A 14,441-nucleotide genomic window follows, 5' to 3' on the forward strand; every position below is an offset into this window, starting at 1 on the left:
GCGCTGGCGCGACCGTTCTCGGAAATGGGCCGATAGGGCCGACTGGATCGTGGGGGATTGAGCACCGTGACCGACCCTGCAGAGATGATTGCATGGCTCGATCGCCGTATCGCCAGCGCCAAGGCATGGCTCGACGACCATGGTCGTGGCTCGAAGAAGCCGCGCCCTGAATTGGAGATTGAGACCAAGGAATATGACGTCGTCCGGTTCGAAGAGATCCGCGTTGCCTATTGCCGCGCCCTTGAGAACAGGAGGGCGAGCGCATGAATTCATCAGCCCCACAATTGCCTCGGCACGTCGTCGCCTTCATCCGGATTAGGGTTCGGCAGTTCGTCCGGCAGCAAGTCCGGGTCTGGTTCCTTGATATCCGGCTCGGGCAAATCCGGCGGCAGATCCGGGATGATATCCGGTGGCTGCTTCAGCGTGGGATCGATCTGTGCAATGGCCATGCTGGTCTCCTTGTGTCGAAACCAACCCCGGCGAGGGAAGGATTGTTCCGCGAGGTGGCGGCATGACCTTCACCTCTTCCCAACTGATAAAGATAGGCCGCCTCTTCAGCAGGCGCGATAGGCAGCACGACACGGTCGACATTGCCAAGGAAATGGAATGCACCGAGCAGGACATCTACAACGCGCTTTCGGAAGCTCGTGCAGCGTATCGCGCTGACCTCGCTTGGCACCGGGACTGGCAGCAGAGCTATCGCGACAAGGCGAGGGCGGCAGTATGAGCATGCCGCCCCACAGCGCCAAGCGAGACGCGTCGGAGCAGGCAATCGTCGAGATCTTGGAGCGTGTCGGCTTCAGCGTCTACCGGCTAGACAAGTCCGTCGATTTGCTTTGCGGCTTCCGCGGCCGAAACTACCTCATCGAGGTGAAGACCGGCAGCAAAGGTTACGGCAAGGGCCTGAACGCCAACCAGCAGTCGTTCGCGACCGACTGGCGGGGCTCGCCCGTGTTCACATTGCATAGCGTGGATGACGCAGTGGCGTTCTCTCGATCGATCGCGAGGGGAGAGCGTCTTGGCTGATCTACCTTGCATGCCATTCTGGACAGACGCGTATCTGGCCGACACGCAGCACCTGACGACTGAGGAACACGGCGCTTACTTGCTGCTGCTGTTTCAGGCGTGGCGTTCGCATGATTGCTCTTTGGCTGACGACGACGAAATGCTTGCCCGTCAGGCACGGGTTTCCCCGACCAAATGGAAGGGGATGAAGGCGATCATCATGGCCTTTTGGACGCTCGATAAGCGCCGCAAAAGGTGGGTGCAAAAACGCCTCAAAACTGAACGCGAAAAAGCATCAGTTAAAAAGGCCAAGGCACGAGAAAGCGCCGCAAGTCGCTGGAAAGACAAGGGAAAAGGCGATGCGAACGCATTGCTACCCTGAACCTAATCCTGAACCTATCGAAAAACCAACAGAAGGTTTTTCTCCAAGCGCTCCCGCGCAAAAAAATCCCCCGTCAAAAAATGATTGAGGCGATCATCAATGGCTGACCTGATCTCGGCTGACATGTTTGACCGCCTTCCCGAGCGTTACCAGCGAAGGGCTCGGGAGATTTCCGCAAGGGTCGCAGAACTGAGGGTGCTTCTGGCGCGCTGTGACGCCGAGGCAATAGCCGATGCAGCCGGGCGGCTCCAGGGCCAGCTTCGTTGGCAGCCTGAGACTGATCACGAGGCATTCGGCCGGGAATTCCGCCCCGCCTGCGCTGATCTACTCGAGTGGGCCGTGTCCGAGGCCACGAACGATTTCCTTAGCGGTCGTATCGAGAATCATACCGGGCAGTTCATGCCGTCCTGCGCTGAGTTTGCCCGTCATGCCAGAGCTATCATCGCGCCCTTCATCGGCGAAATGAACGGCCTGCGCAACGAGGCGGAGCGTCTTTTCGAGCGGGCAGAAGACGAGGCGAGACGCGCGGCTCTCGCTGTCGAGCGTGCAGACCCTGCCGTTCGGACTAGGGTTCGTGTCTTGCTCACCGCCGCTAAGGCCGGCGCGCCGCTTCCTGTGACCGGCCGCGCGCATATCGGCACATCGCCCGAGACCCAAGCCGAGATGGACAAGCTACGCATACGGCGCCCGCAGGTCTCGAAGCTCACGGAAACCCGCCTTGTGAAAGGAAAACGGCCATGAACATCCAGGCAAAGCCCGACACCTACATCACAAAGCGCGGCACACCGGCCAAGCGTATCACCTTCCAGCGGACCGAGGAGAAGATCGCGATTGCCGCCAGGATGTGGCAGGAGGGGTTTACCGGTCCTACCATCGCTGAACGCATGGGGGTATCGAAGGGAAGCGTCACTTCCGTCGCCAGCCAGCATCGTGATCGTTTCCCCAGCCGCTTGAGGAAGGGCAAGAAGTCGGAGGACGGTCGGCACGTTGATATCCCGGCCGACTGGCTGAAGCGAGCTTCCGCGCTTTGGCTGCGCGGGAACAACGCGAACAAACTAGCTGAGATCACTGGCGTCAAAGGGAGCACGGCCTACACCCGCATTGCCGCTCGTCCGGATTTGTTCCCCGAGCATCGCATGCCGGATACAGGCCACTCAGTTCGCAAGGAAACGCAGCTCGGCGACGATATCGTGATCCACCATGCCAAGCGCATGCATCTTTCGGGAGAGGTTCACACCTTGCCCCGCGTCTCGACCCTCAATGGGAAGGAGGTGTGACCATGGCGTTACCGCCATCGCTAAGCATGCATCCGCGGTCGCAGGAACGCCGAAACCAAGCAGGCGATAAGCGCTGGGCCAGCGACAAACAGCATCTGGAATACGAGGTAGGCGAAGTTTCTGTCGCTACTGGTGGCAGCCACGCCGATCAGCAGCAGGCCGCCGACGATCGCAAGGAACCCGATGCTCATCCACCAGAGGAAATTCGACAGCGCGTAGTCCGGCTGCGATTTTCCGAACTTGGCGAACAGCAGGATCAGCGTTGCCAAGGGGAATCCGATCCAGAGCGCGTATCGAACGATATCCAACGCACCGACCACAACGAAAAACAGCGACGTGAATATCTCCATATTCGAATGGTTGCGACTGGCACTGTGTTTTTCAAGTCTCTTTCTACCAATCGACATTTAACGGCGGCAAACGAGGAAAGCACATGGCAAGCAAGGCAGAGCGCAAAGAGAAGCGGAAGAAAAAGGTGGTGCTGGCGTGGAAGCCAAAGCAGCAGCTCGACAAGGTCTATGTCGACAACCCCTACTATTCCAAGGCCAACGATGGCGAAAGCGCTAACCCGGTTAAGATCAGGGCTGAGCGGAACATCAAGGAAAGCGCGATCGTCACGCTCGCCGCTCGCAAGCACATCGACGAATACCAGTTGGCTGCAGCAAACAGGTTCCGCTCGCTCTGGGAAGCCATGGGCGGCGCCGGCGCTGGGTCGTTCGACTACAGCCGGGAACGCGTTGATGGTGGCGGCGCAACCGAGCCGCTGACGGAACGGCAGATCAGGGCAGGGCAAGAGCTGAAGCACTGCCGCGAAACGCTCGGCGTCCGCGCCTACGACATCATGAGCAAAATCGCGGGTGAAGGGCACGCCATCCAGGAACTCGCCAAGACGCACCGAGAGCGCACCACTCTTACAGATTATCTAAAGGATGGCCTTGATGACCTTGCCCGTAATTGGGGTTACCAAAACCCAGGAACAAAGAGAAAGAGCGCCTGATTTCTATTGCGTCGTTGCAACGGCCAAGATATAGATAATCTACATTGGCGATTTGCGCATTTGGCGCTTTTGACACAGGCGGCCGCGGGCCGCCTTTTTCATCATTCTCTACCAAACACAATTTCTTGGAACGATTTACAGCTCAATGGCTTTCTCTGCTGCATTTCATATGCAGAGGAGAGACAACATGAAAACGCTGGCTGATATTTTCGAACACACACTACAGGACGTGTACTACGCTGAGAACGCGATTACGAAAGCCCTGCCGAAAGTCGCGAAGGCGGCTAAGAGCGCCGAGCTGAAGAAGGCAGCCGAGGATCACCTCGCGGAAACCAAAGACCAGATCAAGAAGCTTGAACAGGTCTTTAAGTCGATCGGCAAGAAGGCGTCTGGCGAGAAGTGCGATGCGATCGAGGGCCTGCTTAAGGAAGCAGACGGACTCATGGAAGAAGCCGAAGGCACCGCCCTTGATGCCGGCCTTCTTGCCGCCTGCCAGGCTGTCGAGCATTATGAAATTGCCCGCTATGGTTCGCTTCGCGAATGGGCGAAGGATCTCGGCCACGATGAGGCGCACAAGCTCCTAAGCGAAATCCTCGACCAGGAGAAGGCGACGAACAACAAGCTGACGAACCTCGCTGTCACGTCCATTAACAAAGCGACGGCTGCCAAGAAGGCGGCATAATCAATACGAGGGGAAGCCGCTGCGCCCCGCACTATTGGGAGCCTTGGCCACCTGAGGGTGACGCCGCCAAGGCCCAGCGGCCAAGCCGGGAGGCTAGCCCGGCATCAATTCGGTTTAGCCGGGTGCTATTTAGAGTCGCATTCCTTCAGCGGAATCGCCTAGTCTTCCCCTGTCTCGAGCAAACAGGGGGAATGAATGCGGTTACTTACAGCAGGTCTGATTATTTTAAGCATGGCTACGGCGACTTCCGCCAGCGACTTGAAGGTGTCTTTCGACTGGGGGCCGACGAAGAAGTGCTTTGATAGCAAGTCGCCGCCCTTCGCCTTATCAGGCGTTCCAGAAGGTACGGTTAAGCTCGACATCCGCATGAAGGACCTCAACGCCATCGACTACATGCATGGTGGCGGCAAGGTGGCTTACAGCGGCCAAAAGTCACTGCCCTACGGGGCATTCCGATACAAGGGACCCTGCCCACCGAGCGGAAAACACAAGTATCGCTTCACGATCAAGGCGCTCGATGCGAAAGGCAAGGAAATAGGTCAGGCAACTGCCACCAAGCTCTTCCCATAGTCGGGCACCGCCACATCGCCCGTCGCTGGTTAACGACCCGGCCTGAACACCCATCGGGAAAGCGGATTGTCATTCGTGAAGGTCGGGGTTCGTGCCTGGCCGTCCCATTCCGAAGCCATATGCCGAAAGGCAGACGAGGCCGAGAAGGCTCCGCAGTCGTCGTACGAGGCGACAGTCAGCCGGGTAACCAGGTTCACCGTATGGGGGCCAGCCTTCCCGACCCCATACGGCATAACCGGCCCGGCCCCTTAATCGGAGAGCGGGGCTTGTCCTCTTGGTTACCGACAGTTTGAGATCCAGCGCCATTGGTAGTGGTGACCTTTGCCTCCCACTGGAGAGGCGGATGAATCCGGCAACAGATCAGACACGACGCGATCCCCTTCCTTTGAAAAGCAGTATGAGGAAGAGAGCGCTCAGCGTCGTGACCAATAGAGCGCCGAGTCCGCCTACGAACATGATCGCGTAGAACTCTAGAGGGTCGTCTCTGACTGAAGCTACTACCCGCCCTAGATTGCGAACTTCTCCGGCAAGCAGCGCCTCAACGACGCCATAGAGAGTTGCAGGGCCGAATGCCGCGAGGCCGATCGCCGCCGCTACAGTTTTAAGGCGGGGAAACCGTTCTTGCTTCGGCGACACTTCCGTCTCGCTCATGGCCACGTACCCATAGTTGTGATCGGAAGCCTATATCATGGGGGAGCTAAAACGCGGTTAAGCCCGAGAATGTCAATCGGCTTGGTAACGGGACCCCGTATCGGCTCCCAAGAGGGACCCCTGCCTCTGGTTGCATAGGGTCAGCGCGCGTAGGCCTGGAGCTTTCAATCTAGCGCAGGGCCTGCGGGCGCGGATTGCTTGCCTCTTCGGCTTTAGCTTTGAGAGCGGTTTTTGAAGCGCCAGGATTCGTTTCCGGTTTCTACGATCTCGCAGTGGTGTGTGAGCCTGTCGAGCAGAGCGGCGGTCATCTTTGCGTCGCCAAACACGGCAGGCCACTCGCCGAAGGCCAGGTTGGTGGTGACGATGATCGATGTTCGCTCGTAGAGCCTGCTGATCAGATGGAATAGAAGCTGGCCGCCGGCTTGAGCGAAGGGGAGATACCCCAGTTCGTCCATGATGACGAAGTCGAGCCTGGTGATGAAGTCGGCAAGCCGCCCCTGCTTTCCACTCCGCGCTTCTGTCTCCAGCCGGTTGACGAGATCAACGACATTGAAGAACCGGCCCCGTGCTCCATTGCGGATCAGGGCACGGGCAAGCGCGATGGACAGGTGGGACTTTCCAGTGCCGGTCCCGCCGACCAGAACGATGTTGTGCTGCTCGGCGAGGAATGCTCCGGTCGCGAGTTGGCGTACCAGCCCTTCATTCACGGGCGTGTTGGTGAAGTCGTAGTCATTGATATCCTTGGCCAGTGGCAATTTGGCGAGGGTGATCTGGTATTTGATCGACCGGGCCTGCTTCTCGGCAATCTCCGACTGCAACAGGTCCCCGACGATACGGGGCGGTTCGTGCTGACGCTTGATGCCGGAGGCCATTGTCTCGTCGTAGGCGCTGCGCATGCCGAACAGCTTCAGCGTACCCATCATGTCGAGGATTTGAGATCGTTCCATATCAGCTTGCCCTCCTGAGGCTGTCGTAACGTGCGCAATCGGCCAGAGGCTCATGGGTCAGGCGAAGCGCATCGGGAATGGAAAGTATGGCGGCCGGCTGCGGATCACGCTTGCGGGCCAGAATGTTGATGATGACGGCAGATGAGAACACGCCCTGATCCAGCGCCTCCTGGCAGGCCGCTTCGACGGTGGGGAGCCCGTCGAGTTCGACACATTCCAGGATTGACACCATTTGTCGGTCGCCATCATGCATCGCCTTCAACCGGCGGCGAACCTTCTCCATGGCGGCGGGCAAAACCCAGTCATGGAACGGGGCACCGTTGCGCAGCGCTCCCGGCTTGCGGGTCAGGACCGGAACGTAATGCCATGGATTGTAGATCGTCTCGCCACGGCCGAAGTTGCGGTCATGGCGGCCGATCTCAACGCCGTCCTGACGGATAATGACGCGATCGGCATAAGCCTGTATCTCGGCCGGGCGACCAACCGCGGTGGACAGCACCGAGTATTTGTTGTTGTCGAAACGCACGAGGCAGGTCTTGCCGATCGAGGCCTGCACCGCATGGAACCCGTCGAACGTGCCGGGATATCCGATCAGGTGTGGCCGCTCACCTTCAAACACCTCCCAGATCGTACGCTCCGGCTGATCGACATGCTTATGAGCCCGAGCGTAACCAATGCACTTGTCCAGCAACCAGCCGTTCATCTCGTCGTAGGACTTGAAGCGCAGCCGCGGCGTGAAGAAGCGTTCCCGCACCAGATTGACCTGGTTCTCGACCTGGCCCTTCTCCCAGCCCGACGCCGGCGTGCAAGCTACCGGCTCGACAAGAAAATGGCTGCACATCTGAAGGAAGCGGCGGTTATACTGCCGTTCCTTGCCAACGAAGACCGCGTCCACTGCTGTCTTCATATTATCATAGATGCCGCGCGTGCAGGCTCCGCCGAAGAAGGCGAACGCCCTGTCGTGGGCATCGAAGACCATCTCCTGCGTCTCGCGCGGATAGGCTCTCACATACATCATCCGGCTGTTGCAGAGCCGGACATGGGCCACCTTCACCGTCGTCGTCACGCCATTGAGCACGACGATCTCGTGGCTCCAGTCGAACTGGTAGGCTTCGCCGGGCGCGTAATAGAGCGGCACGTATGCTTGCGCCGTCACGGCCCCGCGCTCTTTCGACCATGTTCTCGCATAGCGCCGAACGGTGTCGTAACCGCCTTCGTAGCCGAGGTCGCGCAAATCCTCATATATCCGGATCAGCGTCAGCCGTTCTCGGGACGCCTTGGCTTCGTTAGAAAGTAATATTCCGTCGAGCTGGTCGCGCCATGGTCCGAGCTTCGGCTGAGGCTGACGGGTCCGCTCGTATTTGAACTCCGTCTCATCGGTGCGCAAAACCTTCCGCACCACTTTCCGCGATATACCCAACTCCCGGCAGATCGCTTTGATCGTCTTGCCCTGCACATGCGCAAGGCGTCGTATCTTCAAAATTGTTTCCACAATAAGCATCCAACCAAAAAAGCCTCCGATTAAAACCGGAGGCTGTTCTAACCCCATTCGCAAATGGGGGTCCCGTTTGGATGCCGATCACCCCAAATGCGGGGTCCTTATTCCATGCCTAATCACAGCGAATTCTCTTGCAACTGCGATGGGTGGTGTCGCCGATGAGGCGAAGAGAGCGGCGGAGTTTGCCGCGGCACTGACCGCGCGGTACCCTTCACGTGGGGCATATGCCGGCGTGGAGCACGATGCGGATGGGAGGATACAAGGGGAAGACTTGTCTCTTCCTGAGTTCGGACCGACAATTACCCGGCGTCCGCTGATAGAGCTTGACGGCCCGACAGATACGGGTCGGCGAGGCCGCAAAGGCGGTCGCGGCGGCAAGTCCGAAGCGGACATGTACGACGACATCGTCAAGTCTGCGGAACGCCGTATCGCTAGCCTTCAGGCAGAGCACGACGCGCTCGGCCTCACAGAAGAAGCAGCCAGCCGTCTCCTCTATCAAACGGACCTCCTGATCAGATCGCCAGCCAGCACGCTGCGGCGTTCCTTATTGGCGTCTCAGCCATGTGGATCAGCGATGCGTTGTTCGAGTTCATCGTCCGGCGGTTCAAGCCGGGCTCAAGCGACTGAGGCGAGCCCTTCTATTCGAGTTCCGGAAGCTCGCCGGTCTGAAACAGGATCGTCGGCGGGCTGACTTCTCAGCTTGGAGCCCGACCACCGCTCCAAGCTGAGGGTGTTCGGGTCAGAGGATGAAATCAGAGCTTGTCAGGTTGACGGCTGTTGCCAGTTTAACAGAGAAGTCGATCGTGCTGTCGCCATTCATGTCGCCATGAATAAACGTTTCTCCGTTTTTGATGATGGCTCGTAACTCGCCGGCTTTGTTGCTGAAGGCATTAGCGCCAATGAACGCGAAGACTTGGTTGCCCGACACCGAGACACTGGCGTCAATGGCCGACAGGTCGATCTTATCGCCCTGCGCGTGCGAGAAGTCGTAAATGATGTCTCGCTCCAGCATGTCGCTTTGCTTGTGTGACTGGAAAAGAAAGGTGTCCGCACCGCTTCCACCATAAAGTTTATCTGCCCCCAAACCGCCGATCAATGTGTCGTTTCCGGCTGCGCCTTTCAGAGTGTCGCTCCCCCTCCAGCCAGACAGTATGTTGGCGCCGGCGTTGCCTGATATCTCATTGTCGAGTGCGTTACCGTTGCCGTTCAAACTATTCGCAGTCTTCAGGACGAGATTCTCCACGTCGTCCGTGAGGGTATAACTGACAAGCGCGTAGACAAGGTCGATGCCCTCGCTCGCTTGTTCCTTCACGATATCGCCTGTGTCTTCAACAATGTATACGTCATCACCGCCACGCCCGATCATGAGATCAGCACCAGCGCGACCGTTCAGTTGGTTCGCAGCTGAATTCCCGTAAAGTCCGTTGCTGCCGTCGTTGCCTGTTCCATTTATAGCAGTGGACCCCGACAAGAACAGGTTCTCGACGTTATCGGGAAGTTTATAGGAGACCTCGCTTTGTACGCGATCAATGCCTTCGTCGGAAAGTTCGTGAATTACGTCTCGAGCATTGTCCACGTAGTATTTATCGTTGCCCGCGCCACCGGCCATCGTGTCTTTGCCTTCACCGCCATCGATTATGTCAGCTCTCGCGCCGCCCGTTATGGTGTCATCACCGGTAAAGCCAAGTAGTGTGCCGCCACCGCTTATCTGATCGTCACCGCTAAAGATGGTCCGCACGACATCGAGAGATGGCTGATTTAGGAAGATGTCGAGATCCAGATCAAAGCCGCTTATTTCGAATTCGACTTTGAAACTCTCAAAGGTATCGGTCCACTCTTCAATCCGATCCGTAGAGTAGCTTGTCACGCGACCAGATAAATCAGTCACGCTCCTTGGTGGGGTGGTAACCGTATATTCGAATGACCCGCCGTAAATATCTTTACCTTCAACGATCGGCTCTCTTGAATAGTCGCTGACCTCTACAGTGAGCGTGTCGGTTTGCACGGTGCCCAGTGTTTCGGTGACGATGAAGTCCGGATTGATCGGAAATGAGATACTTCTCATATTCACATAATTACTTGCTGTTAGAACGGCCATATTATTCCTCCTTCGTCGCGCCCAGCCAATGTCATTGTTTTGGGCTGCCTAATCAAGTCGCCGTTATGTGTCTTTTTGAACGCTGCGAGCACTATCACCTTGCCTGCCGCCACTTTTGCCCCTCGTGTAAGGTTCGGTACAGTTCTTTCATCGAGCCGGTAGCCTACCACCCAAGGTAGATACCCAGGGCTAGCCACGCCGCCGCCGTGGCACGGTTCTAGCGTCGCGGGACCAAAGCCCTTCGGTATTGGGATTGTGACGGGCGGACCGTCGGTCTCCCAGAGTCTCGACGGAACGCCGCGCTCCTGCGATCATTAACATGTGAAGTGTCAGGTGAGCGTCAGTAACGTCATTTCATCAGCCCGGCCGAGCGGAGCGCGTTCTCGATGACCGACTGGATCTTGTTTCCGGCACCTTCGTTGTGGTGCGCGGCTGGTTTCCCATCGAAGGTTTCGACTTTCGGACGCTCGCGGCGCTCGAAGGAGGCTGCGAGGCCCCAGGTCCGTGCGACCTCGACCGTCGAGGAAACGCCGACATCGAGCATGAAAGGCGCATTGCGGCCGTAGCCGGTGGAGGCATCGACGGGTGTGCCATGGGCCATGCCGGAGATCCGGTAGAGCTCGATTGCATCCATGCCGCGCCCGTCGCGCCAGACCGATCGGGAATAGCGGTCGAATGTCTCGGAGGATGTCGGCTGGTCCGGTAGCGCATGCACGCCGCGCCACTGTGCGACGATCGCGGCCGCGTTTTCCGGAACCACCGTGTTGTCGCTCGTGCCATGCCAGACGGAAATTGTCGGCCACGCGCCCTCGTGACGGGAGGCGGCGCGCAGGCTGGCCTGCGAAGCGCTCGTGTTGGCAAGCCCTTGCCCCCGCATGCGATCGAACGCCTCCGGAACGGTCGAAGCGGAGGCATAAGGGAGGCCGGCGATGATCGCGCCGCCGGCGAAGACCTCCGGGTAGCAGGCCAGCATGGCATTTGCCATAGCGCCGCCGGCTGAGAGGCCGGTGATGTAGATCCGCCTCTCATCGATAGAATGCTGCGCCACCATCGCGGCGATCATCTGCCGGATGGACAGCGCCTCGCCCTGGTCGCGCCGGGTGTCGGCGGCGTTGAACCAGTTGAAACACAGGTTTGCATTGTTCTGCCGGACCTGTTCGGGAAAGAGGACGACGAAACCATAATCTTCGGCGAGTGCGGACCAGCCGGAGCCGACGTCGTAGCCAGCAGCGGATTGCGTGCAGCCGTGCAGAACCACCACCATGGCCGGGGCGGCCGGCATTTGTTTGGGCACATGGTGCCACGCGGTCAGAGCACCGGGATTGCTCCCGAAATGATCGAGCTTGCGCAGGATGGAACGTGTCGTGGCCTCGGGCTTGTCCGTCCGCATCCGTGCGAGGCGTTCGAGTGTATCGGATAAGGATCTCATGACGTGCTCCAGGGGTGCGCCGGGCTGGCACACATACACCCTAACCCATAAGCAGCGATAAGGTTGCTGCGCTGCACAATAAATCTGTTGCCACAAAAAATAGCCGCCCAACGAGGGCGGCTTCGCGATGATAAAAGCTTAGCGTTTAACAATGAATGCAGCTTCCTCGTCGTCCCGCTGGCGTCCACCAAGGGCCGCGGCTGCGGAGGCGATGAATGCGCCGACGAGGAGCGACAACGCCCCGAGCATCGCGGCGGTGGCCGCCGACTTTCGTGCCTCGTCTGCAGCTTTGATCGCGGCGTTCTTCGCATCCTCGATCTGCTGCAGCACCTGGTCGACGCGGACCTTGGCTTCCTCGGGCGTCACCCCGGCGCGCGATGAGACGATCGTAGCGATGTAGGCCCTATCGGCTTCCGGAACGCCGTTACCGACCGCACCCTGCAACAGGATGCGGGAAACCTCCGCCGCCGATGAGTCGTCGGCCTGCGCCCTCGTCGTGAGATCCTGGGGGCGAAGCAGAAGGTCAGTGAAGTAGCCGGTGGCCGCGTCGGGCGACGTGTCGCTGCTTGCTGCCGCGGCCGAGCCTGCGACCGTCGGCGCGGCCTGCACGCCTGTCCCGACAAGCGACGTAAAAGCGGAGCCCGCGATGCCCACGACGACCACAGTTGCCAGCGCCCAGCTCAGAAAACCGTGAGCGGTATCGCGGAAAAACACCTCATCCGTGTGGACATTCGCCCACTTGGTTCGCAAGCGGCCAGTCAAACATCCTGCGAGAGCGGAAGCGAGCCATTGCACGACGACGAGCCAGATCGCGGCCATGATACTTACGGTGGTAAAGGACACGCTGTCGCTTGCCCATGGCGATACCATCGTAAAGCCGACGCCAGAGCCGAGAAGAAGGAGAATCATTGAGGCTGCCGCTGCGGCCACCGCGCCGCCGATGACGGGACCCCACGCTAAAGCCGGCGTGCTGGATTCCACGCCGACGTCGGAAACACCTGAGCTGGAAAGAGACATGTCCGCCTCCTATCGCAGGAAGAGAACGAGCAGGATGACGATCGGCAGGGGAATGCCCAAAAGCCAGAGAAGAATACCGCGACCCATTTGAAGACGTCCAATTGCCTGCGAGCGAATGTTCGCAGCATGGCGCGTCAACTCTTTGAAACGGTTGATGTTCCACGGCCCATCATCGCCATTTTCTATTTTTCTTCTAGTGGAACCATGCGGCCGGCGTGGTGTTCCTATGGAGCCTGCTCTCAGGCTTCAACGAGGATAGAATCATGAAGAAACTTCTCCTAGCCGCAGCGCTTATGGGCGCCTCGACTTTTGGCGTCTTTGCTCAGACGTCCACGACCCCGACGACTGATGGCGACACACCCGCGGTTGCCACGCCCGACAGCAAGAATTCGACGGCGCCGGTCGAGGGTGCCAACAGCTTCACCGAAGACCAGGCGAAGGAACGCATCACCGAGGCAGGATATACCGACGTGACCGACCTGGCCCTGGACGACAAGGGCATCTGGCAGGCCAAGGCGATGAAGGACGGCAAGGCCGTGATCGTCGCGCTCGACTACCAGGGCAACATAGTCGCCAAGTAACTTCAGACTTCAGGAGATCCCCATGAAAACCGTTACCGGACTTTTCGACGACTACTCCGATGCGAGCGCTGCCGTCAGCGCGCTTGAGGCGCGCGGCGTGCCCTCCAGCGATATCAGCATCGTTTCCAACAATGCGGATCAACGTCACGACAAGGAAACCAATGCCGCTGAAGGCGCCAGTGCTGGCGCAGGCATCGGCGCTGCCGTCGGCGGCGTCGGCGGTCTTCTGACCGGCCTCGGCATCATGGCCATCCCCGGCGTGGGCCCCGTTGTGGCGGCCGGTTGGCTCGCCGCCACAGCTGCCGGCGCAGTTGCCGGTGCTGTGGCAGGCGGTGCAGCGGGCGGCCTGATCGGCGCAATGACCGAATCTGGCGTTCCCGAGGAACATGCGCATGTCTACGCCGAAGGCGTCCGTCGCGGCGGAACGCTCGTGACCGCGAAGGTGGATGAAAGCCTCCAGGCAGAGGCCGAAGCGATCCTGCGCAAGTCGAACTGGGTCGATCCTGATCAGCGGCGCGCCGTGTATGCCGAGGGCGGCTGGACACGCTTCGACGATACCTTGGATCCCTACGGCCCTGCTGAAATTGAGCAGGAGCGCCTGCGCTACAAGCGCTAAGGCGCTCAAGGAGAAGGCCGGCAATTGCCGGCCCTTTCCAAATTCCTTGAGGAGAAAAGTGGTCAACTATGCAACCTTCGCATCCCCGCGAACGTTGCAGCGCGGCACCGTCCCCAGATGCGGCCTCAACGGTGCCAGCTCGACCATCAGACGATAGTCATTGCACATGGCTCCTCCGAATGGCTTGCGTTGTCACATTGTCCTCCCGCCGGTGCAGTGGCAATGTAAGGCGGTGGGAGGGGATTTCGACCCATCAACCTGAACCCCCGCCTACCTAGATTTGCAGTTCAAGCTGGTTCGCCTCGCTCACCTCGGCGTCAGAAAAAGAGGAAAGCGTGAGGCCCAGCAGACGAATGCCTTTCGCTGTTGGAAAGAGGGGTTCGAGTAGGGATTGGCCCAAGGTTTCGAGATCATCGGCCGTGGCGATCGGGCCGGTCATCGTCCGGCTGCGGGTAATGATCTGGAAGTCGGCGTATTTGACCTTCAGCGTCGCGGTCCGGCCATGGAGCTCCTTGCTTTCGCAACGGCGCCAGACCTCTGCGGCCAGTGGGGTCAGTTCGGCGCGGGCGGCCTCCAGGTCGACAATATCGACTGAAAACGTATCTTCAACGCCCACCGACTTGAGCGGCCGGTCCGGCTGCACGGAGCGGTGATCGATACCGCGGGAGATGTCATAGTACCAGGCACCCGC

Annotated in this window: 20 protein-coding genes and 1 pseudogene; 11 read left to right on the top strand and 10 right to left on the bottom strand. The window is 59.2% G+C overall.

The genetic code is table 11. From position 1 onward, the window contains the following. Nucleotides 1–66 precede the first annotated feature (66 nt). Nucleotides 67–267, top strand: coding sequence for a hypothetical protein (locus tag ACT6VE_RS33135; RefSeq protein ID WP_444802447.1), 201 nt, complete (start codon nucleotides 67–69; stop codon nucleotides 265–267). 5 nt (nucleotides 268–272) lie between these two features. On the opposite strand, the gene ACT6VE_RS33140 is transcribed toward ACT6VE_RS33135, so the two are convergent. Then, the gene (locus tag ACT6VE_RS33140) at nucleotides 273–449 is read right to left on the bottom strand and encodes a hypothetical protein (RefSeq protein ID WP_444802448.1); all 177 of its coding nucleotides are present in this window, start codon (nucleotides 447–449) and stop codon (nucleotides 273–275) included. Between the two features lie 62 nt (nucleotides 450–511). On the opposite strand from ACT6VE_RS33140, the gene ACT6VE_RS33145 reads away from it, so the two are divergent. From ACT6VE_RS33145 to ACT6VE_RS33165, 5 genes are all read left to right on the top strand, one after another. Then, nucleotides 512–727, top strand: a complete 216-nt coding sequence (locus ACT6VE_RS33145) for a hypothetical protein (RefSeq protein ID WP_444802449.1) — start codon at nucleotides 512–514, stop codon at nucleotides 725–727. Further along, nucleotides 724–1,026 (top strand): hypothetical protein, encoded by a 303-nt coding sequence (locus ACT6VE_RS33150; protein ID WP_444802450.1) that lies wholly within the window; start codon nucleotides 724–726, stop codon nucleotides 1,024–1,026. Before ACT6VE_RS33145 ends, ACT6VE_RS33150 begins: the two co-directional genes overlap by 4 nt. Further along, on the top strand, nucleotides 1,019–1,387 hold the full coding sequence (locus tag ACT6VE_RS33155; RefSeq protein ID WP_444802451.1) for a DUF1376 domain-containing protein: 369 nt from the start codon (nucleotides 1,019–1,021) through the stop codon (nucleotides 1,385–1,387). Before ACT6VE_RS33150 ends, ACT6VE_RS33155 begins: the two co-directional genes overlap by 8 nt. Nucleotides 1,388–1,486: 99 nt before the next feature. After that, nucleotides 1,487–2,128, top strand: a complete 642-nt coding sequence (locus ACT6VE_RS33160; RefSeq protein WP_444802452.1) for a hypothetical protein — start codon at nucleotides 1,487–1,489, stop codon at nucleotides 2,126–2,128. Next, nucleotides 2,125–2,664: a hypothetical protein gene (locus tag ACT6VE_RS33165; RefSeq protein WP_444802453.1), complete on the top strand. Its 540-nt coding sequence runs from the start codon at nucleotides 2,125–2,127 to the stop codon at nucleotides 2,662–2,664. Before ACT6VE_RS33160 ends, ACT6VE_RS33165 begins: the two co-directional genes overlap by 4 nt. Before the next feature lie 20 nt (nucleotides 2,665–2,684). Here ACT6VE_RS33165 and ACT6VE_RS33170 read toward each other — a convergent pair whose 3' ends face one another. Continuing rightward, on the bottom strand, nucleotides 2,685–3,014 hold the full coding sequence (locus ACT6VE_RS33170; protein ID WP_444802454.1) for a hypothetical protein: 330 nt from the start codon (nucleotides 3,012–3,014) through the stop codon (nucleotides 2,685–2,687). An 83-nt stretch (nucleotides 3,015–3,097) separates the two neighbouring features. Between ACT6VE_RS33170 and ACT6VE_RS33175 the strand changes: the two genes are divergently transcribed. The 3 genes from ACT6VE_RS33175 to ACT6VE_RS33185 all read left to right on the top strand — a co-directional run bounded on the left by ACT6VE_RS33175 (nucleotide 3,098) and on the right by ACT6VE_RS33185 (nucleotide 4,913). Continuing rightward, a complete protein-coding gene (locus tag ACT6VE_RS33175; RefSeq protein WP_444802455.1) occupies nucleotides 3,098–3,661 on the top strand; it encodes a hypothetical protein in 564 nt (187 codons plus the stop codon). Between the two features lie 187 nt (nucleotides 3,662–3,848). Continuing rightward, nucleotides 3,849–4,343 carry a YciE/YciF ferroxidase family protein gene (locus tag ACT6VE_RS33180; protein WP_444802456.1) on the top strand — a complete coding sequence of 165 codons (495 nt, stop codon included), beginning with the start codon at nucleotides 3,849–3,851 and terminating at the stop codon, nucleotides 4,341–4,343. Between the two features lie 195 nt (nucleotides 4,344–4,538). Continuing rightward, nucleotides 4,539–4,913 carry a phospholipid-binding protein gene (locus ACT6VE_RS33185; RefSeq protein WP_444802457.1) on the top strand — a complete coding sequence of 125 codons (375 nt, stop codon included), beginning with the start codon at nucleotides 4,539–4,541 and terminating at the stop codon, nucleotides 4,911–4,913. 360 nt (nucleotides 4,914–5,273) lie between these two features. On the opposite strand, the gene ACT6VE_RS33190 is transcribed toward ACT6VE_RS33185, so the two are convergent. From ACT6VE_RS33190 to ACT6VE_RS33220, 7 genes and pseudogenes are all read right to left on the bottom strand, one after another. After that, entirely contained in the window at nucleotides 5,274–5,564 is a 291-nt protein-coding gene (locus ACT6VE_RS33190; protein ID WP_444802458.1) for a hypothetical protein, read from the bottom strand. Nucleotides 5,565–5,776: 212 nt separating this feature from the next. Next, nucleotides 5,777–6,511 (bottom strand): IS21-like element helper ATPase IstB, encoded by a 735-nt coding sequence (gene istB, locus ACT6VE_RS33195; protein ID WP_444802459.1) that lies wholly within the window; start codon nucleotides 6,509–6,511, stop codon nucleotides 5,777–5,779. Between the two features lie 7 nt (nucleotides 6,512–6,518). Beyond that, nucleotides 6,519–8,012: pseudogene (gene istA / locus ACT6VE_RS33200) on the bottom strand (IS21 family transposase); the annotation flags it as partial. Nucleotides 8,013–8,220: 208 nt separating this feature from the next. Beyond that, complete coding sequence (locus ACT6VE_RS33205) at nucleotides 8,221–8,508, bottom strand: hypothetical protein (RefSeq protein WP_444802460.1); 288 nt, start codon at nucleotides 8,506–8,508, stop codon at nucleotides 8,221–8,223. Between the two features lie 240 nt (nucleotides 8,509–8,748). Next, the gene (locus tag ACT6VE_RS33210) at nucleotides 8,749–10,107 is read right to left on the bottom strand and encodes a calcium-binding protein (RefSeq protein WP_444802461.1); all 1,359 of its coding nucleotides are present in this window, start codon (nucleotides 10,105–10,107) and stop codon (nucleotides 8,749–8,751) included. Between the two features lie 349 nt (nucleotides 10,108–10,456). Then, a complete protein-coding gene (locus ACT6VE_RS33215; protein ID WP_444802462.1) occupies nucleotides 10,457–11,536 on the bottom strand; it encodes an extracellular catalytic domain type 1 short-chain-length polyhydroxyalkanoate depolymerase in 1,080 nt (359 codons plus the stop codon). A gap of 138 nt (nucleotides 11,537–11,674) precedes the next feature. After that, on the bottom strand, nucleotides 11,675–12,553 hold the full coding sequence (locus ACT6VE_RS33220; RefSeq protein ID WP_444802463.1) for a hypothetical protein: 879 nt from the start codon (nucleotides 12,551–12,553) through the stop codon (nucleotides 11,675–11,677). A 263-nt stretch (nucleotides 12,554–12,816) separates the two neighbouring features. Here ACT6VE_RS33220 and ACT6VE_RS33225 point away from each other — a divergent pair, with 263 nt between their 5' ends. Further along, nucleotides 12,817–13,134: a PepSY domain-containing protein gene (locus ACT6VE_RS33225; RefSeq protein WP_444802464.1), complete on the top strand. Its 318-nt coding sequence runs from the start codon at nucleotides 12,817–12,819 to the stop codon at nucleotides 13,132–13,134. Between the two features lie 22 nt (nucleotides 13,135–13,156). Then, nucleotides 13,157–13,750, top strand: a complete 594-nt coding sequence (locus tag ACT6VE_RS33230) for a general stress protein (protein ID WP_444802465.1) — start codon at nucleotides 13,157–13,159, stop codon at nucleotides 13,748–13,750. A gap of 274 nt (nucleotides 13,751–14,024) precedes the next feature. On the opposite strand, the gene ACT6VE_RS33235 is transcribed toward ACT6VE_RS33230, so the two are convergent. Further along, nucleotides 14,025–14,441 (bottom strand): DinB/UmuC family translesion DNA polymerase (locus tag ACT6VE_RS33235; RefSeq protein ID WP_444802466.1); only part of this gene is annotated, 417 nt, incomplete at its 5' end.

Source organism: Shinella sp. (assembly GCF_052438155.1).
In the GTDB taxonomy this organism is placed as follows: Bacteria; Pseudomonadota; Alphaproteobacteria; order Rhizobiales; family Rhizobiaceae; genus Shinella.